This is a genomic window from Cobetia sp. 1CM21F, from assembly GCF_023161745.1.
In the GTDB taxonomy this organism is placed as follows: Bacteria; Pseudomonadota; Gammaproteobacteria; order Pseudomonadales; family Halomonadaceae; genus Cobetia; species Cobetia amphilecti.
The window spans coordinates 858,636-881,486 of record NZ_JALNTQ010000001.1 but is presented as its reverse complement, the minus strand read 5'-3'; the positions used below and the strand labels follow the sequence as shown (position 1 = coordinate 881,486).

Below are 22,851 nucleotides of genomic sequence, written 5' to 3'. Positions count from 1 at the left end.
CGAGTCGCGTTGGGCAACACATGTGGCTTGCGCCTGCCGATATCGCGCTGGAGTGGGCCCTCATGTCGCAACAAGCCAATTAGTTGTCGTGCATATCCAAAACTGCTTACCCAGTACGGATAGTCTTATGAGGTCCTTGCCATTCACAGGAGCTCAGCATCGGCCTCTTCAACGCGTCACCTCATCCCCGCATCACGTTGCCTGCCACGACAATAACAACATCAGGACTCGCACAATGACCCACCACTCGCCCTCTGCACAGCCTGCTTCTGATCAATCCGCGCCTGAACAACAGAACGCGCACTCCGCTGACGACATCTGCGGACTGGGAAACTCGGCCTGTGGCAAGGAGCAATACCTGACCTCGATCGCGACCGTCTGCGTGATCACGCTGCTGATCGGTGCCGCCGCCCTGTTTCCCGAAGGATTTCTGGCCAGTCTCGACCTGATCAAGGGCTCGGTGATCGGCAACTTCGGCTTCCTGTTCACCTGGCCGGCCTTTGCCGTCTCGTTGCTGCTGGTCGCGGTCTGCTTTACCCCGCTGGGCAAGCTGCGCTTCGGCGAAGGCGACCCTGAATTCCATACCCTGAGCTGGATGGGCATGCTGTTCGCCACCGGCATGGGCATCGGCCTGCTCACCTGGGGCGTGCTGGAACCCAAATATCACACCGATGCCGGCCTGAGTACCGACATGGCGCTGCTCAACGCCTTCAATCACTGGGGCCTGCTCGCCTGGGCCGGTTATCTGGCCATCGGCGCGCTCTTCGCCCACGCCATGTACAACATGAAGATGGCCAAGCCCGCCGAAGAACTGCTGGGCAACGGCCTGTGGAGCAAGCTGAACCTGGTAAGCCTCGTCGTTTCCACCGTCATCGGTCTGTCGCTGTCCTTCACCTACGCGACCACCCCGATCCAGCAGGGGCTGGTCAAGCTGGTCGGCATCGAGTTCAGCCCGACCCTGATCATCTGCGTACTGGCCGTATGCGCCATCATCTCCTCCGCCTCGGGCCTCAAGCGCGGCATCAAGTGGCTGAGCAACTACAACACCCTGTTCGCGATCATCCTGATGCTCGGCGTGCTGGTGCTGACCGTGCCCGGCGACATCCTCTCCACCTTCGTGCGCCTGGTGCCGGAATACCTGCTCAAGTACCCCGCGATGGCCACCGATATCGGCCTGGGCGATCCGGAGCGCAAGACATGGCTGGCAGACTGGCTGTATGCCTTCGAGGCGGCCTGGTATGGCTGGTTCATCTTCACCGGTGTCTTCATCGCCCGCATTTCCAAGGGCCACACCCTGCGCGGCATGGTGCTGGGCGTGATGCTGGTGCCGACCCTGTTCTCGTGCCTGTGGTTCGTGGTCTTCGGGCTCGGCAGCCTGAGCCTGGGCGTCGATGACGTGTTCAAGCTGATCGACACCATCGACAGCAGCGGCCTGCTGTCCCTCATCCTGACGCTCAACATCCTGCTGTTCTTCATTACCAGCGCTGACTCCGCGGGCCTGGTGTGCGAGATGCTGACCGTCAAACGCTCACGCGCCTTCTGGATCGTCTCCATGGCGGCCCTGGCTGTCGTGGTCAGCTGGCTGGGCGGCGATGTCTACAAGACACTGCTGAGCCTGATCTCGGTCGCCGCGATCCCCGTCGCCTTCGGTATCTTCGCGCTGGTGATCGCCTTCGTGATCCGCGTACGCCGTGATCGCGCCACCCGCGCCATCCCGGCACCGGCGCCACTCACCCAGCGCTGAACCGCCATGGCGTGAGAGGCGTCGCAGCGCGTACTGACGCAATACAATCTGTCCAACACAACGGCCCTGCCCTCTAACGAGGTGCAGGGCCGTTGTGTATTACGCAGTAGTGAAGAATGGTTGTGCACTACCCGCCTCCTTCTTCACTCTCCCCCTCACGTTGCAAGCTCCGGAAGGGCTTCCAGCAAGCCAGCTATCCCAGCTGCGAACGATATGAAATCGCCGCCAGGCAGCTGAGCAAAGTCACCCAGCAAACGAGTCCAGTGCTGGTGCTCCCAAGGAATAATTTACGCCCCCAGGGAACCGCTACTACTGCGCTCACGGTATTAGCTCAGAAGTTTCATCCAATCATACTCAAATTATAATATATGCTAGTATTGTTCCATTTTGTCATGCGCAGGCAGGCCTGCTGCCTGGTCCAGTGACATCGTTAGTCAACTATCAACCATCGCTAACCATTACCAAAAGTTTTCAGAATCATATGGTTATCCCCACTTCAAGCTAGCTCGCAGAAGCCGGCGGTCGACAAGACGCATATCCAGCCACCAAGAAGATGGCTGCCAACCGTGGTAAGCGGGCCCGGTCAACTACTTATGGTAGAGCAGATGACAATGACTCAATTCGAGAAATTTTCACAAGACGTCGATCCTTTTGTCCTCGAGTCGCTCGAGAATATGCGCAGAAAGCTGCTAGACATTACCAGCAGGAATCGACTGCTTAACTTTCCAATTGATCAAAAAGGTAGCTCACTTCGTGTCGTGAATGAGCTGCCAGATCAATTGTATCAAAACTTGATTGATGAAAAGGGTATGCAGTTCGCTGCTGTACCCGACCCACAATATAAACAGCTGCTCGAACACGGATACCTGACGACTGAGGAAGACGGCAGCGAGAAGCGATTGAAGCCGGATCCGACTGCACGCGAGTGGGCAAAGGTATTGGGCATTGATAATAGCTACGATCTACCCCGCTCCGATGAGCATCACACCAAGCCTGAACATTGTGATAATGACATCCAGATCCTGTTGTTTCCTCAGGAAATGGAATCCAGGCTACGTGGAATCCGAAACAAGTCCCAAACTGCAATTGAAGAAACCGGTACAGGTATTCTGTATCTTGCGCTGGGTTTCCTGGAATGGTTTGAATCACCGAATTCCGACAAGAGTCGACTCGCCCCGTTGTTTACCATTCCAGTGATGCTGGAAAGAGGAAAGCTGAATGCCAACGCTGGGGTGTACCGGTACCAGATAAAATATACCGGCGAAGATATTATTCCCAACTTGTCATTGCAGGTAAAGCTAGCCAATGACTTTGGCATTGATTTACCAGATCTTGAAGAAAACATGCCACCCGAGAAATATCTTTCTTGGGTAGAAGACATTATCTCAAAGACTCAACCTCGGTGGTCAGTCAAGCGTTATGCTTCCTTGGCTTTGCTCAACTTTGGCAAGATGCTGATGTACCTGGATCTCGATCCGGCACGCTGGCCTCTGGACGGTCGCAATATCACTCAACATCCAGTGGTAACCCGGTTCTTTACCAGCGTAGAGACAAGTGCCAACGAGGGTGGAGTTGGCACTGAGCTGGAGCATGAGATAGATGAACTTGGTGACATTCATCAGCGTTTCCCACTTATTGATGATGCTGACAGCTCACAACATAGTGCTTTGATCGATGCTGTGGACGGTCATAACCTGGTGATTGAAGGCCCACCGGGCACCGGTAAATCGCAGACCATTACCAATCTGATTGCTGCCGCCATGCTAAGCGGCAAGAAAGTATTATTTGTTGCCGAAAAACTGGCAGCACTGGAAGTCGTCAAACGCCGACTCGACAAAGCCGGCTTGGGCGATTTTTGTCTGGAGCTTCACAGCCACAAGTCGCAGAAGCGGAAAGTCCTTGAGGAGATAAATTCTCGCATCGTGGGTCAGTCAAAGCTACAGAGCCCCCAAAAAATTGATGCCGAAGTAGCTCGCTATGAAGAACTGAAAAATCAACTCAATGATTATACCAAAGAAATAAACGGGATCTGGGGTGCCACAAACAAGAGTATCCATGATATTTTCAGCGGGGCTTCACGCTACCGCCGCCAGCTGACCATTGATCCTACACGCTTACATGTGACTGGCCTTTCTGGGGAAAGCCTCGATGAGATCAAACTACTCAGGCTACGCGATCAGATAAAAGCATTCACGGGGATTTATGCTGAAGTTCGCCAACAGGTCGGTGAAAATTCAGCTATATATGATCACCCTTGGAGTGGCGTCACCAATACCGACATTCAGATCTTTGATAGCGAGAGAATAGTCCTGTTATTGAGTAGCTGGCAGAAAACGCTTGGTCAGCTTATCGACACCACTGAGCATTTTGTATCACGCTGGCAGCTTGACTCGAATACACTACAAACGCTTCCAGAGCTTGACTGTCTTGATCAAGATTTTTCAAAATTGCCGGAGCTGAAAGGCCAAGAGTACTTCCCGGCCTTGAGACGACTGAATCAAGAAACCATAGATGATGTTGAGCGCAATATAAATGACTTCATCACTCTCCAAAGCCTGTATGAAGAGTTAGATCCAGAACTGGTTCGGGATAAACTGACTTTGCTTATGGACGGGGAGATACCACCGGTATTCACTGACCCTGTAACTGCTTTCGGAGCATCAACGCAGTCATTGCTATCGGATATAGTGAAGTCCGTAATTCATCTGACCAAAGCCTCAAACGAACTAGATGAATATCTTGTCAAGCAACAAGAGTTGAAGACTGCGCTGCCGGAGCCACTTGCAGCTCTCCTGACCAACAGCAAGGAAGGACTGTCAGCTTTCATCGAACTGATAGAGCTTACCAACGAACTTCCAGGCGAGCTTGTCAAACTTCGGTCAAGTCGTTTCGACGATGATGAAATGGATGCGATTCTTGCCAATTTGAAGCAGCAACTGCATGAGCTCCACCCACTACGAGCTACATTGCGCAACACTTATCGTCTAGACGCACTGCTTCCACATGAAGATTTGCAAAACATACAACATCATCTTGCCAATGCAGGCATGTTCAAGTGGTTCAATAGTGACTGGCGTACTGCTCGAAAAAATCTCAAGAGCATGGCGAAGAGCCCTGACACCAAAATAGCGGAAATGGTCGAAAAGCTGGATACCTTGATCAAATATTCTGAACAGGTCGGGCATCTGGAAAGAAGCAATTTCAGCAAGCTTCTAGGAGAACTCTATGCCAGCCTGGATACAGATATTGAATCACTGCTGATGCTCAGAAGTTGGTATCGCCAAGTTCGAGAGGTTTATGGCATTGGCTTTGGCCCAAGAGTCATAGCAGGGACTGCTTTGCTCGACCTTGACGCTCAATTGATCAAGGGCATCCAGCAACTTCATAAACAAGATATCGTCACTTCCATTCGTGACACCATGGCCGGGCTCGAGCAGACGTTGGGACTCTACCCAAAACTGCAACAATCATTCAGTGACAGGGAACAGCTGACAGGGGCCACCGGGCAAATCCAACAGGTCATCATGTCTCTTTCGACAGTGCTGGAAACGACTCTGACCTGGGTGTTGAAACAGGATATTTCTTTACTAGAGCTGCAGCAAAGAGTGTCACAGCTAGAGCAATTATCCTCGCTGCAACAGCGCCTCAGCCATGACCCGCTGGTCTCCTCTCTATTTGGAGACGTAGCCCGATTGTACTGGGGGGTGGGCAAGGACAATCAAGCTGCTCTCACCACGATTCAAAGCACCCTGTCCTTTGCCAGAAAACTGCAACATCTTTCGGTAAGCTCGCTGGCTAAGTCCATTAAAGAGATGAAATCAACCGAAGATTTCCAGCAGTTACGGCATGATGCACTTGAATATAAACAACAATGGCAGCAGCAGAAATCGGCCTATCATACTTATGCAGAGGCCACTCAACTTGACAACAAGCTCTGGGTGGCGTCAACCGACTTTACCCTCACTGGCATTACGAAACGTAATGACAGGGCTATCTCAAATCCTCGATGGCTGAATGGCTGGGTCAACTTTATTCGCTCAGAGCATGAGATGTTCGCCAATGGCCTGGAGAGAATCTGGAAGGAAGTCATGGCAGGCAACATCCTCATCGATCAGGTCGATGAAGGACTGTCACTGGCAATACATGATCAGTTGTCCAGAGAGATCATTGCGGCCAAACCGCATCTGGCAAGAATCTCCGGTCTCAGCAAAAATCAGGACCAGAAAACGTTCCGTCATTACGACAAGGAGCTTCAAAAGCTCCAGCGCAAGCGTATCGCCAGCATCATCGCCCAGAGAAAGATTCCCGAAGGAGTATCTGGTGGACGAAAGTCGGAGTATACCGAGCTTGCATTGATCAAGCATGAGCTGGGCAAGAAGGCGCGGCATATTCCTATCCGTCAGTTGATCAACCGTGCCGGTAGAGCTCTGCAAGAGCTCAAACCTTGCTTCATGATGGGGCCCATGTCTGCGGCGCACTATCTGCAGCCGGGTGAAATACAATTTGATCTGGTGGTGATGGATGAAGCCTCTCAGGTGAAACCTGAAGACGCCCTGGGGGTCATTACTCGAGGCAGTCAGTTGGTGGTCGTGGGAGACCCCAAACAGTTACCGCCTACCAGTTTCTTCGACCGCTCCGATGTCTCAGGTGAAGAAGAAGATGTGGCGGCAATGGTACAAACTGACAGTATTCTGGATGCTGCTCTACCCTTGTTCCCCATGCGGCGCTTGCGCTGGCATTACCGCTCGCAGCATGAGCACCTGATTGCTTACTCCAACCGCCACTTTTACGACAGTGACCTGGTGGTATTCCCTTCCCCACATGCGCAGTCGGAAGACTTCGGCGTCAAGTTTACGCTTGTAAAGCAGGGGCGGTTCGTCAACCAGCACAACATCGAAGAAGCCCGAGTCGTGGCAGAAGCCGTGGCCCGACATGCGGTGCACAATGCACATGAATCACTGGGCATCGTCGCCATGAACTCCAAGCAGCGCGAGCAGATTGAGCGAGCGGTGGATGAGCTCTGCAAGACAAGCTCAGAGATCAGCAACGCCATAGATGCTCTCCGCAATCAGGAGGATGGGCTATTCATCAAGAACCTGGAAAATGTTCAGGGTGATGAGCGGGATGTCATCTTCATCTCCTTCACCTATGGTCCGGGAGAAGTTGGAGGACGAGTCTATCAACGCTTTGGCCCGATCAACTCCGATGTTGGCTGGCGTCGACTGAATGTCTTGTTCACTCGCTCGAAAAAGCGCATGCATGTGTTCAGCTCCATGAAGTCTGAAGACATTCTGGTAAGTGAAACCACCAAAAGCGGTGTACGTGCCTTGCGTGGTTTCCTGCACTTTGCTGAAAAGGGGAACATGGAAGGCATCAGCTATTCCACCGGCAAGGCACCTGACAGTGATTTCGAAATTGCAGTCATGGAGTCTCTGCAAGCCGCCGGCTTCCATTGCGAGCCTCAAGTCGGCGTAGCGGGGTTCTTTGTGGATATCGCGGTCAGAGACCCAGGTAACCCGGGGCGCTATCTCATGGGCATCGAATGCGACGGTGCGACCTACCACTCAGCAAAGTCAGCCAGAGACCGAGACCGCCTGCGCCAGGAAGTCCTGGAGCGCCTGGGGTGGCGAATTCGACGCATCTGGTCAACCGACTGGTTCAGTAACCCGGATGGCGAGCTGGACCCTATCATTCGTGAGCTGAATCAACTGAAAACGGCAACTGAACAACAGCCTTTTATCGAAGAAGCGGTTGCAGTTGAAGTGAATGAGCAACTCGAAGCAGTTGCTCAAAGTCCAGGGCCCCAAGCAGTTGATTCAGGAGATCAGCCCTTGAGCCTGCGTCTCAAGGGCTTCGCCGAACAGGTGATTGAAGAGGCTTTCCCAGACACACCAGCCGAGCGCCGGCTGCTGAGACCAGCAATGATAGAAGCGCTGGCCGAGCACCAGCCCTGCTCACGTTCAGAGTTTGTCGAGATGATCCCCAAGTATCTGCGTGATGCTACCGAGCCCAAGGAAGCACATCGTTTTCTCGATAGTATTCTGGAGATACTGGAAGGCAAGGAAGCAAGAACGAAGGTACTGCAATAAACCCACACGACAGGCCTGTCACTGACAGGCCTGCAATGGTATTGCTGATGCTTCACCCTTCTCTGACAATCCGGATAATTTATCTTCACATGCGTGTCAGCTAAATCAAATTATCCAATAAATCAACGTTATAACGCCAAGCCTCGCAGGGAGCCCATGGAACACGACTCCAACTTCTATTTTCTCAGTGAACATGATCCGCTGTTCTTTCATCTGGCACGGGCCGCCGAGCAGACCTTTGCCGGGGACCCCAACACCACACTCATCAAGCTACGTCAGCTGGGTGAGGCATTGGCTCAGCATATAGCTGCTCGAATCGGCCTGGAGCTGGAAGAACGCACCACCCAGGCCGACTTGCTGCACCGACTCTCTCGCGAGCTGGGGCTGGATCAGTCCGTGCGACAGATGTTTCATGTGCTGCGTATTGAAGGTAACCGCGCCACCCACGAGTTTCAGACCGGCCACAAAGAGGCGATGGATGCACTCAAGCTGGCCCGTGAACTGGCCGTCTGGTTCCATCGCGCATTTGGCACCGAAGGCGAAGAATTCAAGCCCGGTGCCTTTGTACCGCCCAAGGACCCCAGCGCCGAGCTGCGCCAGCTGACAGTGCAGATTGCTCAGTTGAACAGCCAGCTTGAAGGCACCAGCGAACAGCTGGAGCATCAGCAGCAGGAAACGGAAAAGCAGCAACAGCTGGCTGAGCTGAAGGCCCAGGAAAGCGCCGAATACGCTGAGCTTGCCAACCTGATGGACCAGGAAGCCAGATCCATGGCGGAGCTGGCTCAGCATCACGAGCAGGAACTGGCACGCCAGCAGGCGGCCTTTGAGGCTAGGCTTAAGGCCGAGCTGCAACAACAGGCCGAGCAGCACAAGGCTGTGGCAGAAGTTTCCCGCCGCACCCAGCAAGCCAGCAAGCAGCTCAACCTGAGCGAAGAAGAAACCCGCATTCTGATCGATATGCAATTGATCGAGGCCGGCTGGGAAGCCGACACCGAGCTTTTGACCTGGGGCAACGGCACTCGCCCGGAAAAGGGCAAGAACCTGGCCATTGCCGAATGGCCTACCCAAGGCAAGCAGGCAGCCGACTATGTGCTGTTTGCGGGCTTGACCCCGATCGCGGTGGTGGAAGCCAAGCGCAAGAACACCGATGTGGCCGGCAAGATCCACCAGGCTGAGCGTTATTCCCGTGGCCTATCCATGCATCAGGGCTGGGAGTCTCCCTGGGCGATCGCGAAGCTGCACAAGCCTTGGGATGACGGCAAGGGAGGCACTTTCCAGGTGCCTTTCGTGTATTCCTGCAATGGCCGCCCTTTCGTCAAGCAGTTGGCAGAAAAGTCCGGCACCTGGTTTCGCGATGTACGCGCCGTGGCCAATCTGGCCCGCCCTCTGCAGCAATTCCACAGTCCAGAAGGGTTGCTCGACAACCTTACCCGCAGCAAGGGCGATGCCGAGGCCCGGCTGGAGCAGGAGCCCTATGGCTACCTCAAGCTGCGCGACTACCAGCAAAAAGCCATTGAATCAGTAGAGCAGGCTCTGTCACACGGCCAGCGCCAGTGTCTGCTGGCCATGGCTACCGGTACCGGCAAGACCCGCACCATCATTGGCTTGATGTATCGCTTCCTGAAGGCAGAGCGTTTCAAGCGGATTCTGTTCCTGGTGGATCGCACCGCCCTGGGCGAGCAGGCGCAAAACGCCTTTGACGACATGCCGCTGGAACAGAACTTCCCCCTGAACAAGATCTATAACGTTGCCGAGCTGGGCGACATGGCCGCCGCAAGCGAAACCCGCATTCAGGTTGCCACGGTGCAAGCCATGGTGAAGCGGGTATTTCAGTCCGATACTCCTCCGGCCATCGATGACTTTGACTGCATCATCATCGACGAAGCCCACCGCGGCTATACCCTGGACCAGGAAATGAGCGAAGGCGAGCTGGCCACTCGAGATGCCAGCCAGTATCTGTCCAGCTATCGACGAGTGCTCGATTACTTCGACTCGGTACGCATCGGCCTGACTGCCACCCCAGCCAAGCACACCTCTGACATCTTCGGTCGCCCGGTATACACCTATTCCTATCGGGAAGCGGTGGCCGATGACTGGCTGATCGACCATGAGCCCCCCATTCGCTATGAAACCTTGCTCAGCCAGCAAGGCATTCATATCGACAAGGGCGAGCAAGTGGAGGTCATCAACACCCACACCGGTGAGGTGGAGCTGGCCGAACTGGAAGATGAGCAACACTTTGAAGTGGAGGCCTTCAACCGCCGGGTCATCACGGAAGATTTCAATCGCGTGATCTGCCAGCAACTGGCCAAGGAGCTGGACCCCCTGGGCGACGAGAAGACGATGATCTTCTGTGCCACCGACCTGCATGCCGACATGGTCAAGCGGCTGCTTGATGAAGCATTCAAGGAGCAGTACGACGATGCCTACCACGAGGCCGCCGTTCGCAAGATCACCGGCCAGAGCGACAAGGTCAGCACTCTGATCCGCCAATACAAGAATGAGCGTTTTCCCAACATCGCCATCACCGTGGACCTGCTCACTACCGGCATCGATGTGCCGCCCATCTGCCATCTGGTGTTCCTGCGCCGGGTGAAAAGCCGCATTCTGTTCGAGCAGATGATGGGGCGGGCCACCCGCCGCTGCGATGATATCGGCAAGACGGTATTCAAGATCTACGACCCGGTAGACATCTACGCCACCCTGCAAGACGTGAATTCCATGACGCCCTTGGTCAAGAATCCCAATATCAGCCTGGAGCAGCTGGTGATGGAACTGACGGATGATGAGGTCATGGAACACGCCATGAGCGCCCCCGGCACCCTGGCCGACCAGTCTCATGCCGATGACCTGCTCAACACCCTCTGTCAGAAGGTGATGCGCATTACTCGCAAGGCGACCAGCAAGGCCGAAACCCAGCCCGAACTCAAGCAAAAGCTCATGGAACTGGGTGACGAGTGGGGCACCCAACCTGATAAACTTCACCAGCACCTCCATGAGCTGGGCCCGACCGGTGCTGCAGGTTTCATGCGTCGTCACAGCGGCCTGCTCAATAGCCTGGCCGAAGTCAAGATGCTGCTGGGCTCAGAGCGCAGTCCGATTGTCTACTCAGGCGCTGATGAGTTCAGATCCCGCACTCAGAGTTATGGCTTGCATGAAAAGCCCGCCGATTATCTGGATAGCTTTGACGACTTCATTCGCCAGCAGCTCAACCAGTCGGCCGCCCTGGGCGTGGTGGTAAACCGGCCAAAGGATCTGACCCGCGAGCAACTCAAGGAAGTGCGACTGCTGCTCGACAAGAACGGCTTCAGCGAGGCCAACCTCAATAGTGCCTGGAGCAACAACAGCAATCAGGACATTGCCGCCAGCATCATCGGCCATATTCGCCGAGCGGCCATGCGCGAAGCGCTGGTGCCCTTTGCCGAACGCGTGAACCAGGCCATGGCGCATATCTATAGCACCCACGACTGGACCCCGAAGCAGCGCAAGTGGCTTGACCGGCTAGCCAAGCAGCTCACTCACGAGGTGGTGATTGATGAGCAGTTCATCAATCAGGCCTTTGCCCGTGATGGGGGGGCCAAGGTGCTCGACAAACAGCTCGACAATCAGCTGACGACCGTGCTCGATGAGCTGTCCGAGCAGCTGTGGAAAGTGGCCTGAACGTCAACATGAATCATTCAAGACTGAGAACTCGATGACCAATAACGAAATTGTCCAGAAGCTGTGGAATCTGTGTGATGTGCTGCGTGATGACGGCATCAACTACAGCGACTATGTCACCGAGCTGGTGTTACTGCTGTTCATCAAGATGGAACACGAAAACACCGAGGCCGGCCTGCTCAGCAAGCATGCCCTGCCGGAATACTGCCGCTGGCCGGACCTCACCAGTCAGAGCGGCCTGCCCCTGCTCAACGATTACAAGCAGATATTGCTGGATCTCTCCAAGAGCCGTGACAGCCTGATTGCCGCCATTTACGCCGATGCCCAGACTCGGCTGCGCGAGCCTCGCCATCTGGAGCAGATGATCACCACCCTGGATGCCATCGACTGGTTCAGCGCCCGCGCCGATGGCCTGGGGGATCTCTATGAAGGCCTGCTGGAGAAGAATGCGGGTGAAACCAAGTCCGGTGCCGGCCAGTACTTTACCCCTCGCGCCCTGATCGACAGCATGGTGCGTTGCCTCAAGCCCCAGCCCGGTGAAGTGATACAGGACCCCGCTGCGGGGACCGGCGGCTTCCTGATTGCCGCCGACCGCTACATCAAGGACCAGACCGACGACCTCTACGATCTGGATGCCAAGGCCCAGGCATTTCAGCGCAATCAGGCCTTCATCGGCGTCGAGCTGGTGCCCGGCACCCGCCGACTGGCGCTGATGAACTGCCTGCTGCACGGCATGGAAGGCGATGACGAAGGCGTGGTGCATCTGGGCAACAGCCTGGGACAGGTGGGCATGCAGCTGCCCAATGCCGATATCATGCTGGCCAACCCGCCGTTCGGCACCGCCAAGGGCGGCGAGGCCAGCATCAGCCGGGATGACCTCACCTACCCTACCAGCAACAAGCAGCTGGCCTTCCTGCAGCATATCTATCGTGGGCTCAAGCCCGGTGGCCGCGCCGCCGTGGTACTACCCGACAACGTGCTGTTCGAGGCCGGTGCCGGCACCGAGATCCGTCGCGACCTGATGGACAAGTGCAACCTGCACACCATCCTGCGCCTGCCCACCGGCATCTTCTACGCCCAGGGGGTGAAGACCAACGTACTGTTCTTTACCAAAGGCAGCGCCACTGACCCGCGCCAGCAGGAAAACTGCACGCAGAAGGTATGGGTGTATGACCTGCGCACCAATATGCCGAGCTTCGGCAAGCGCAGCCCCTTTACTGCCAAACACCTGCAGCCGTTTGAAGGCGTGTATGGCGAGCAGCCCGATGGTACCAGCCCCCGCACAGAAGGCGACTGGAGCTTTGGCGCTGAACAGATTGAAGTCACCGAGACCGCAGAAAACCAGGATGTCGCGCAAGACCTCGCCACCAGCCGCTGGCGCTGCTTCAGCCGTGACTGGATTCGCGATACCAAGGGCGACTCCTTGGATATCAGCTGGCTGAAAGACCACGACAGCGTCGATGCCGCCAACCTACCCGCGCCTGATGTACTGGCCGCCGAGGCCATGAGCGAACTGACCGAAGCCCTGCGCGAGCTGGATCAACTGATGCAGACACTGGGTGCGGGGGATGAGGCGGATACTCAGAAGCAATTGCTGGGTGAAGCATTGGGGCTGGGGGATAAAGCGTGATTACTGATAAAACCCCTTCGCTTTGGCTCAATCTTAAATTAGGCGACGTTATTGACTATGGTAAAACATTTAAAGCGGAACCTTGCGATCTGACTGATGATACATGGGTGCTGGAACTTGAAGATATCGAGAAAGATTCCTCAAAACTACTTCAGCGCTTAACGTTTTCTGAACGAAAATCAAAAAGCACTAAGAACCGCTTTGAAGCAGGTGATGTTCTTTATGGAAAACTGCGCCCGTATCTCAATAAAGTAATACTGGCGGACTCCAACGGTGTTAGCACTACCGAAATAGTCCCTATAAAAGCCTCCAAAAACTTAGATAACCGATTCCTTTTTTATTGGTTAAAACATCCTAAATTTTTGGCATATGTTACTGAGGTCGGTTATGGCGTGAATATGCCCCGACTAGGGACAAAAGATGGCTTAGCTGCCCCGTTTATACTAGCCCCCCTCGCCGAACAGCGAGAAATCGCTGACCGCCTGGACACTCTGCTAGCACAGGTGGACACGCTCAAGGGCCGCCTCGACGCCCTGCCGGGCATTCTGAAGCGCTTCCGCCAGTCAGTGCTAGCTGCTGCCATCAGCGGCAAGCTGACGGAGGAATGGCGTGGTACTGAACACTTAGAAGGCTGGATAAACGGGGAGCTGAACGATTTTATTCATAAACCTAGTTATGGAACATCTTCAAAATCAAAGAAAGAAGGTAAAGTGCCAGTACTGCGTATGGGCAACCTTCAGAATGGTAAATTAGATTGGAAAGATCTCGCTTATACATCAAATGATGCCGAAATTAAAAAATATCGCCTGGAACATGGAGATGTGCTTTTCAACCGAACAAATAGCCCTGAACTTGTTGGTAAAACATCTATATTTAAAGGCGAGAGAGAGTCTATATACGCGGGCTACCTAATTAGAGTCAGATGCTTAGAAACATTAGTGCCTGATTTTTTAAATTATCACTTGAATAGCCCATCAGCACGACAATACTGTCACGCTGTAAAATCAGATGGAGTAAGCCAATCAAATATTAATGCCAAAAAACTTGGAGCATATCCACTTAGTTGTCCACCAATAGAAGAACAGACAGAAATTGTCCGCCGGGTTGATCAGCTCTTTACCTTTGCCGATCAGGTCGAGCAGCGGGTGAAGGAGGCGCAAGGCCGAGTGAACAATCTGACCCAGTCGATTCTGGCCAAGGCATTTCGCGGCGAGCTGACCGCCGAGTGGCGTGAGCAGCACCCGGAGTTGATCAGTGGTGAAAACTCAGCTTCTGCCCTGCTGGCGCGCATACAAGCCGAGCGCGCAGCTCAGGCAGCGGTCAAGCGCACTCGCAAGAATAAGGCCAGCGCATAAGGCCTATGCGCACCATTGGCACTTGACGTGAGGACAGCATCACTTCCAACGCCCGCCATGCGTGATAGCAAGCCAAGACATCGGTGTTCATGTCTCTAGACCCCACGGCCCTGCCCTCGCAAGAGGTGCAGGGCCGTGTCACGTCTGCTGCAGACCTTTTCCCTCCCCCGACGCTCGCCCCTTGTCGGCATACGCTCTGGCAGACCACTATGCTGTCAGTAACAGGTTGACAGTCTCTGCGAACAAGACGGCTCAAGCAGACCGAGCCCAGCGGTGACACCCGACAGTGTGACGGACCACAGGAGCGACGCATGCCAGCCAGTTTCCACGACCACCTCAGCCGTCAGATCAATGAGCTGCATGAAGAAGGTCTCTACAAGCAGGAGCGCGAGATCACCTCGCCCCAGGGTGCCAGCCTGCGGGTCGCGGGCGGTGATGAACGCGAGGGGCAAGGGTCGGAGGTGATCAACTTCTGCGCCAACAACTATTTGGGCCTGGCCGATAGCCCCGAGCTGATTGCCGCCGCGCAACAGGCGCTGGAGCGTGACGGCTTCGGCATGGCCTCGGTGCGCTTCATCTGCGGCACTCACCATCAGCATCGCGTGCTGGAAAAACGCCTCGCGGCCTTTCTCGGCATGGACGATGCCATCCTCTATTCCTCGTGTTTCGATGCCAATGGCGGCCTGTTCGAGACACTCTTCGGCCCTGAAGACGCCATCATTTCCGATGCGCTCAATCACGCCTCCATCATCGATGGCGTGCGTCTGTGCAAGGCCAGCCGCTATCGCTATGCCAACAATGACATGCGCGAACTCGAGGCCCGCCTCCAGCAAGCGGACGCCGCCGGTGCACGCTTCAAGCTGATCGCCACCGACGGTGTCTTCTCGATGGATGGCGTGATCGCCAACCTCAAGGGCATCTGCGAGCTCGCCAGACGCTACGATGCGCTGGTGATGGTGGATGACTCCCACGCCACCGGCTTCGTGGGGGCCAACGGGCGTGGCAGCCACGAATACCATGACGTGATGGATCAGATCGACATCATCACCACCACCTTCGGCAAGGCACTGGGCGGGGCCTTGGGCGGGGTGACGGCAGCGCGCGGGCCCATCGTCGAGTGGCTGCGCCAGCGCTCGCGCCCTTATCTGTTCTCCAACTCGCTGGCGCCGGCCATCGTGGCGGCGACTCTCAAGGCGCTGGACAAGGTCGAGGACAGCGCCGAGGCGCGCCATCAACTGTGGGAGAACGTCGAACGCTTTCGTCGTGGCATGCAGGAGGCCGGCTTCACCCTCGCGGGTGCCGGTCACGCCATCATTCCGGTGATGATCGGCGATGCACGCCTGGCGGGCGACTTCGCCAATCGCCTGCTGGAGGCCGGCATCTACGTGATCGGGTTTTCCTATCCGGTGGTGCCCAAGGGACAGGCGCGCATTCGCACCCAGATCTCGGCGGCGCATACCCCGGAGCAGATCGAGACGGCCATTGCCGCCTTCACGCGAATCGGCCGCGAGATGGGCGTGATCGACTCCACGACGGGAGGTGATGCATGAAGGCGCTGGCCAAGCTCAAGGCCGAACCCGGCATCTGGATGACCGAGACGGCCGTGCCGGAAATCGGCCACAACGATGTGCTGATCAAGATCCGCAAGACCGCGATCTGCGGCACGGACATGCACATCTATCAGTGGGATGAGTGGTCGCAGGCGACCGTGCCGGTGCCGATGATCACCGGTCATGAGTATGCGGGGGAGATCGTCGCGCTGGGCAGCGAGGTGCGCGGCTACGAGATCGGCGACCGTGTCTCGGGCGAAGGGCACATCACCTGCGGTCATTGCCGCAACTGCCGCGCGGGGCGTCGCCATCTGTGTCGCAATACCGAGGGCGTGGGCGTCAACCGCCCCGGCGCCTTCGCCGAATACCTCGCCCTGCCCGCCTACAACCTCTTCAAGCTGCCGGATGAGATCAGCGATGACCTGGCGGCCATCTTCGACCCCTTCGGCAATGCCGTGCATACGGCGCTGGCGTTCGATGTGGTCGGCGAGGACGTGTTGATCACCGGCGCCGGGCCCATCGGCATCATGGCGGCGGCGGTCATCCGCCATATCGGGGCTCGCCACGTGGTGATCACCGACGTGAATGACTATCGACTGGCACTGGCCGAGCGCATGGGCGCGACCCGCACCGTCAATGTCAGCCGCGAATCCCTGCAGGAGGTGATGGCGGAGCTCGACATGCATGAGGGCTTCGATGTGGTGCTGGAAATGTCCGGCGTGCCTTCCGCCGTCGAGCAGATGCTCGATGTCATCAATCATGGCGGCAAGATCGCCATGCTGGGCATTCCGCCCGGCGAGATGGCCATCGACTGGACCAAGGTCATCTTCAAGGGGCTGACCATCAAGGGCATCTACGGTCGTGAGATGTTCGAGACCTGGTACAAGATGGCCAGCCTGATCCAGTCAGGGCTGGATCTCTCGCCCATCATCACCCATCGCCTGGGCGTCGCAGACTTCCAGCAGGGCTTCGAGATCATGGGCTCCGGTCAGTCGGGCAAGGTGGTGCTCGACTGGGGCTGAGGGCGTCTGCTCGGTTCAGTCTCCACGCAAGTCAGTCGCCGCCTCGCGCGGCAACAGCCCGAAGGCCTCGCCCATGCCGGGCGCGGCAAGGCGCTCGAGGAACCATTTGAGCGCCTTGCCCTGACGACCACTGCGCCACGCGAGCGAGAGATCGATCGGCGCGCGCGCCGTCTCCAACTGCAGCAGTGCCAGACTGCCCTCCTCCAGCTGGCGATGGATCCGATGCCGCGGCAGATAGCCGACTCCCAGCCCCTTGCGCTGGACCTCGATCTTCTGCGCCGTGGTCTTGACGATGATCTGGCTGCGGCCATCCAGCAAGCCGGAAGAATGGCCGGGCAGACTGCGCGAACTGTCCGCCACGATCACGGTGGGATACTCCTGCAGCGCCTCGATGGCAATCGGCTGCGCCAGCCGGGTCAGCGGATGATCTGCCGCCACGGCGAAGACCGGTTCTATTGCGCCGAACCGCCGGCACGCAAGCCCCGACACCGGTGGCTCGCCGGGCGCGCCGATCACCAGATCACAGCGATTGTCATGCAGCGCATCCCAGGCACCCGCCATCACCTCCTCGCTCAACACCACCCGCGTGCGCGGCTGGAGGGCCTGGAATTCCTCCAACAGCGGATAGAGCGCATCAGGGTCAAGAATGGTATCGACGCAGATACGCAGTTCGACCTCCCAGCCCGCTCCCGCCTGACGCGCCAGCGCCGTCATCTCCTCGGTGGCCAGCAGAATGCGCCGCCCATGCGCCAGCACCAGGTGGCCCGCATCGGTCAGCTCGGCCTTGCGACGCGAGCGATCGAACAGCGGCACGCCCAGCTCTTCCTCCAGCTTCTGGACCGAATAGGAAATCGCCGAGGGCACGCGATGCAGTGTCTCGGCGGCCGCGGCGAAACTGCCCCGCCGCTCGATGGCATCCAGCACGCGCAGGGCGTCGAGTGTGATGGGTGAGACCATGATTCAAAAATTCTGATCATTGAGACCAGAATCCTCCGTTATTTTTTTGATAAGCCTCATTCTATAGTAGCTCCATCGATCAAACACACTGATCTGAAAGACCTCATATCCCCTGATCACTGGAGCCACACATGTTCAAGTCCGCCCTCTCTCGCCTGATGACCACCGATTCCAGCCTCGCAAGCCTGGTGCTGCGTGTCCCGACCGGCATCATCTTCATGGCCCACGGCTCACAGAAACTGTTCGGCGCCTTCGGCGGCTACGGTCTGGAAGGCACCGGTCAGTGGATGGCGTCCATCGGTATCGAGCCGGGCTACCTGATGGCGCTGCTGTCCGGCAGCGGCGAGTTCTTCGGCGGACTGGCGATCCTGATCGGCCTGCTGACACGTCCGGCGGCTGCCGTGCTGGCCTTCACCATGCTGATCGCCATCCTGACCGTGCATATCGGCAATGGGCTGTTCGCGAGCAACAACGGCTACGAATACGCACTGGCACTGCTGACCATCGCGGCGAGCCTGGCGATCACCGGCGGCGGCAAGCTGTCACTCGACCGTCTGCTGAGCCCGGCCAGGCACGATTCATGAGCCTGCTGAAGGCTGGCTATTCATCACTCAATGCGCGCCCGCAAAGTCTCAGGAGGTTGCCATGCTCACGTTACGTCCCGGCAATGCGCGCGGCCATGCCAGGTTCGCCTGGCTGGAGAGCCGCCACAGTTTCTCCTTCGCCAGCTACTACGACCCGGCTCACATGGGCGTCTCCGTGCTGCGCGTGATCAACGATGACCGCGTGGCGCCGGGCGCAGGTTTCGATCCGCACTCGCACAGCGACATGGAAATCATCAGCTATGTGCTGTCAGGCAGCATCGAGCACCGCGACAGCATGGGCTCAAAGCACACCCTGGGGGTGGGCGAAGTCCAGCTGATGAGTGCCGGGACGGGCATCGAGCACAGTGAGTACAACGCCTCGTCCCGCGAGCCACTGCACTTTCTGCAGATCTGGATCACGCCACAGGCCAAGGGGCTGCCGCCGCGCTATCAGCAGCAGCCCTTCGCCGCCCGCGACGGTCTCACCCTGTTGATCGCACCACCGGCGCAAGCCGCGCTAGGGGTGCTGACCATCAATCAGGATGCCCGGATGTATCGCATCGGCCCGCAAGGAGATGACGAGCAGCGCGCAGCACTGGAACTGCCACTGGACACCGAGCGCCGCTACTATCTGCACGTGATCGACGGGACCACGCGCTTGAGCGCGGACGATGCGCAAAGTGTCTCGCTGGGCGCAGGCGACGCCGTGACGCTGGATCAGACATCACAACTCGTGCTGAGCGATGCCCACCGGCTGCATGCCCTGCTGTTCGACCTGCCCGCCTGACCCGTTGATGCTGATCTGTGCCTGATCGCCAAAAATGACGCCGCCTCCCTGCCCAATCGATACGGGTGAGGAAGCGGCGTCTTTCTGTCTGTCATTGCCAGCACGCAGCGGCTCACGAAGCGCTCCACAGCACGACACAGGGAGCGATTACCGGAGTGACTCACGGAGCGATTCCCGGAGCGAACCATGGAACGACGCAACCCGCGCAAAGTCACATGGTAGAGTAAGGCTTACAGCGCAGGGTATGAAGCTGGCAGCCATTGCCGACACCTTCTGATGACGGAGACAGCGCCATGACGAATGAGACCATCATCGCCGCCGAGCCGCCTGAGACACTCAGGCTGCCAGCACCGGATCAGGTAGCGCAGGCGGGCGATGGCAGTCGCCCCCACCAGGAGGCCCTCGACGCCCATGCCGAGGACTACTCGGAGGCCGGCTTCTGGCGCAAGGTGAGCGGCGCCGCCAGAAAGGCCGGCAAGCGCGTGCTCAATCCTGCATTTCGCATGTATTTCGCCGCCCAGGACCCCGATACGCCTCTCTGGGCGCGCACCACCATCTATGGGGCGCTGGGCTATTTCATCTCGCCCATTGATGGTCTGCCCGACTTCACACCGCTGCTTGGCTACACCGATGACCTGACGCTGATGGCAGGCGCCGTCGCCATCGTCGCCGCGCATATCAAGCCGGAACATTCCACGCGCGCGGAGACGACGCTCAAGCGCTGGTTCGATTGAGCTGGCGCCTCTTGCGACTCTTCACATATACAAATGCAACAATATTCAACAAAAGTTAACAATGGTTGAAAGGCGTTGTCTGGCCCGTGTTTAGCCTTGTGACATGCGCATGTTACGGTGAGCGACAACTTCGCCACGCCCGAGAATTCGTCATATGCCCGTCACTCGAATGCCCATGCCATTGATGAAACTCGCTAGCGCGGGCATTGCCCTCATGGTGCTGGCCGGCTGCGTGTCGCGCGCGCAGATCGATGTCCCGAAGGTCACGCCGGTGGAGGCGCAGGCCTACCAGCACAAGGTGTTCTATTCCGACGTCTATTACAGCCAGCCACAGGCCAACCTGTTTTCCGGCGCAGCCCAACAGGCCATGCAACCACTGGGCAACATCAAGCTGTCGCGCATCTGTTCACCGGCAATGACCCACTTCAATCAATTGCTGCGTGAGCAACTGCCCGCGTCTTCGCGCATCACGCATGATGCACGTGCCAGCGACTACCGCCTGCAGGTGGAAATCCAGGCCCATGAGAATCGTGGCCCTGTCTATCTTGATTACCTGATCGCCCAGAACCTGACCAAGAATCTGCTGACCTTCGGTGTCGCCAATGAAGATTTCGATATCATTGCCGATTTCGATGTCCAGTATCGTCTCTACGACAAGAACGAGCAGTTGCTGTTCAGCAAGGATTACGCCGTTCAGGACTCCGTGCCGCACCAGGCAGGCAACTTCGACTTCGGTGATCGCATCTTCCTGCCGGCCCAGAACATGATGAAGAAGTACCTGCTGCTGACGATGAATGACTTCTTCGTCAACGCCAGTCGCCCGAGCCCTGAACTTGCCGCCGTGCTCAGCGATAGCTGACGGCCAGGCAGATCAAGCACGCACTGGCAAGACACAGCTCATGAAAACCGTAAACACGACAACGCCTCGCCAGCCAAGCTGACGAGGCGTTGTCGTGTTTCAGGCCCCTTCATCCCTTCGCTATTGCCATCGAGACTTGCGCATCGTGTATCTCGCGGCATTCATCACGATCGCGAGCAGAATGAAGACATCAGTTCAGGACTCAAAAGGCGTCATTGACTTGTCTGTTCCGTCTGCTTCGCCTGCGCGTCTCTTGAGGTGTCCTTGCGCAGCCCGAGTGGCATGCGCAGCAACACATCCGGGCGATTCTGCGCCAGGCTCAGCACCGTGATCGCGAGCAGAATCAGCACCATGCCACCTATCTGCATGGCATCCAGCCCCTGACCCAGAATCAACAGGCCGTAGAGAGTGGCAGTGATCGGCTCGATCATGGCGACGATGGAGGCGACCGAGGGCAAGCTATGACGCAGCCCGGCAATATAGCAATAGAAGGACAGGCCACCGCCCACCAGCCCGAACAGGATGAAGACCCACCACTCATCGGCGAAGGGCACCGCAATCGCCTGTCCCATGTCCGTGAACGGCACCATGATCAAGGTGCTCAAGCCCAGCGCGATGGCCAGGATGCCCGGCACACTGCCATGCCGCGAAGCGGACTTGAAGGCAAAGATGAACACGGCATAAGACACGCCCGCCAACAAGCCAAAGGCGATGCCCAATGGGGTGACAGAGGCAGAGCCGGATTGCAGCACGCCTGTCAGCAATACGATGCCGATCATCACCACCACGATCGACCCCAACTTGACCGGCGTCGGTTTCTCGACCCGCGCCAGGAAAGAGGCGATATAGACAAAGATGGGCGCGCTGTACATCAGCGTGGCAGCCACCGCGACGCTGCTTTCATTGACGCTCTTGAAATAGAACATGAAATTGCCGGCGACACCCAGCCCCGCCAGCAATGACCACCCCAACAGACCACGCGTGGAGTCGGCCGGGCGCTTGTGATAGCCCAGCAGAAACATCCAGCCCAGCATGCAGATGAACCCCACCATGGCGCGCCAGAACGAAATGACTTCGGCCTGCCAGCCCCACGACATCAACTGACTTCCCAGCCCACCGGTAATCCCCCACTGGAGGGCTGCCAGAATGACCAATAACGTGCCCCATTGTGCCATGCGCTCTCCATAGACGTGATTGATTGAGGAAAGACAGCGTAACAAGACACGCCCGGAGCCTGTAAATATACACAGCCGGCTTATTTGTACTTTCTTTTATTTAAATGGTATCCAATTGTTATTCTCAATCAGCCAACGAAAGTTAAACTTGAATACCTGTCGCCAATGCATGACAGACATGACGGCTACTAGTGACTTGTCACTGAATCGTGCGCGACTTCTTGAATAATCAGTGGATATATCCTTGCCTGAACAGGGCTTCATTTCGCCCATCATCTCGAGACAATGACGACCACCAGAAAGAGGGAAGTCACGAAAGCCAGCAAGGCGTGAGTCCGCCCTTATGGCGCGCAAGACACCCCCACTCGACCAGCTTCTTGTTCGCCATTCCTCCTTCTATTGGGGCGCTTTGGGCACGTGAAGCGCGTGACATGCAGATGTCATTGGCCGGCCCCCTTCCTGTCACGCTCAGAAAGCAGACGCCTCTCACCCGGTCAACAGCCGCCTTTTAGTCTAATAAACTGACCTGCTGCGCATGATGAGTGGGCTGCGACACCTCACAGAGTCATTGACTATCAACGAGTTGGCACAAATAAACCTCGTGATCATCACTGGTAATACCAGATGACCTCAAGTAGCAGAAACAAATGGACTCTCTTACCTTGAGCTAGCGTCAGGTGCGACATAACCACGCACCCACCAACA

13 protein-coding genes are annotated in these 22,851 nt (G+C 56.9%); 11 read left to right on the top strand and 2 right to left on the bottom strand.

Features of this window, described 5'->3' with window-relative positions; all coding sequences use genetic code 11:
- Positions 1-235: 235 nt before the first annotated feature.
- From MSG32_RS03605 to tdh, 7 genes are all read left to right on the top strand, one after another.
- Positions 236-1,744 carry a BCCT family transporter gene (locus MSG32_RS03605; protein WP_248377732.1) on the top strand — a complete coding sequence of 503 codons (1,509 nt, stop codon included), beginning with the start codon at positions 236-238 and terminating at the stop codon, positions 1,742-1,744.
- Between the two features lie 611 nt (positions 1,745-2,355).
- Complete coding sequence (gene hhe, locus MSG32_RS03600; protein ID WP_248377730.1) at positions 2,356-7,833, top strand: DUF4011 domain-containing anti-phage protein Hhe; 5,478 nt, start codon at positions 2,356-2,358, stop codon at positions 7,831-7,833.
- A gap of 156 nt (positions 7,834-7,989) precedes the next feature.
- A complete protein-coding gene (hsdR, locus tag MSG32_RS03595) occupies positions 7,990-11,493 on the top strand; it encodes a type I restriction-modification system endonuclease (protein ID WP_248377728.1) in 3,504 nt (1,167 codons plus the stop codon).
- A gap of 34 nt (positions 11,494-11,527) precedes the next feature.
- A complete protein-coding gene (locus tag MSG32_RS03590) occupies positions 11,528-13,123 on the top strand; it encodes an N-6 DNA methylase (protein ID WP_248377726.1) in 1,596 nt (531 codons plus the stop codon).
- Positions 13,120-14,478, top strand: coding sequence for a restriction endonuclease subunit S (locus tag MSG32_RS18070; protein ID WP_248377724.1), 1,359 nt, complete (start codon positions 13,120-13,122; stop codon positions 14,476-14,478). Before MSG32_RS03590 ends, MSG32_RS18070 begins: the two co-directional genes overlap by 4 nt.
- A 311-nt stretch (positions 14,479-14,789) precedes the next feature.
- Positions 14,790-16,028: a glycine C-acetyltransferase gene (locus MSG32_RS03580; RefSeq protein WP_248377722.1), complete on the top strand. Its 1,239-nt coding sequence runs from the start codon at positions 14,790-14,792 to the stop codon at positions 16,026-16,028.
- On the top strand, positions 16,025-17,050 hold the full coding sequence (gene tdh, locus MSG32_RS03575) for an L-threonine 3-dehydrogenase (RefSeq protein ID WP_248377720.1): 1,026 nt from the start codon (positions 16,025-16,027) through the stop codon (positions 17,048-17,050). The genes MSG32_RS03580 and tdh overlap by 4 nt, the downstream gene beginning before the upstream one ends.
- A gap of 15 nt (positions 17,051-17,065) precedes the next feature.
- On the opposite strand, the gene MSG32_RS03570 is transcribed toward tdh, so the two are convergent.
- Positions 17,066-18,007 carry a LysR substrate-binding domain-containing protein gene (locus tag MSG32_RS03570; protein ID WP_248377718.1) on the bottom strand — a complete coding sequence of 314 codons (942 nt, stop codon included), beginning with the start codon at positions 18,005-18,007 and terminating at the stop codon, positions 17,066-17,068.
- Between the two features lie 131 nt (positions 18,008-18,138).
- On the opposite strand from MSG32_RS03570, the gene MSG32_RS03565 reads away from it, so the two are divergent.
- From MSG32_RS03565 to MSG32_RS03550, 4 genes are all read left to right on the top strand, one after another.
- Positions 18,139-18,591, top strand: coding sequence for a DoxX family protein (locus tag MSG32_RS03565; protein ID WP_054557158.1), 453 nt, complete (start codon positions 18,139-18,141; stop codon positions 18,589-18,591).
- 61 nt (positions 18,592-18,652) lie between these two features.
- Positions 18,653-19,378 (top strand): pirin family protein, encoded by a 726-nt coding sequence (locus tag MSG32_RS03560; protein ID WP_248377716.1) that lies wholly within the window; start codon positions 18,653-18,655, stop codon positions 19,376-19,378.
- A 293-nt stretch (positions 19,379-19,671) separates the two neighbouring features.
- Positions 19,672-20,112 carry a YkvA family protein gene (locus MSG32_RS03555; protein ID WP_248377708.1) on the top strand — a complete coding sequence of 147 codons (441 nt, stop codon included), beginning with the start codon at positions 19,672-19,674 and terminating at the stop codon, positions 20,110-20,112.
- Positions 20,113-20,287: 175 nt separating this feature from the next.
- A complete protein-coding gene (locus MSG32_RS03550; RefSeq protein WP_153636009.1) occupies positions 20,288-20,971 on the top strand; it encodes a hypothetical protein in 684 nt (227 codons plus the stop codon).
- Positions 20,972-21,183: 212 nt separating this feature from the next.
- Here the strand turns inward: MSG32_RS03550 and MSG32_RS03545 are convergent, their stop codons facing one another.
- On the bottom strand, positions 21,184-22,146 hold the full coding sequence (locus tag MSG32_RS03545; protein WP_082388906.1) for a DMT family transporter: 963 nt from the start codon (positions 22,144-22,146) through the stop codon (positions 21,184-21,186).
- Positions 22,147-22,851: the final 705 nt, after the last annotated feature.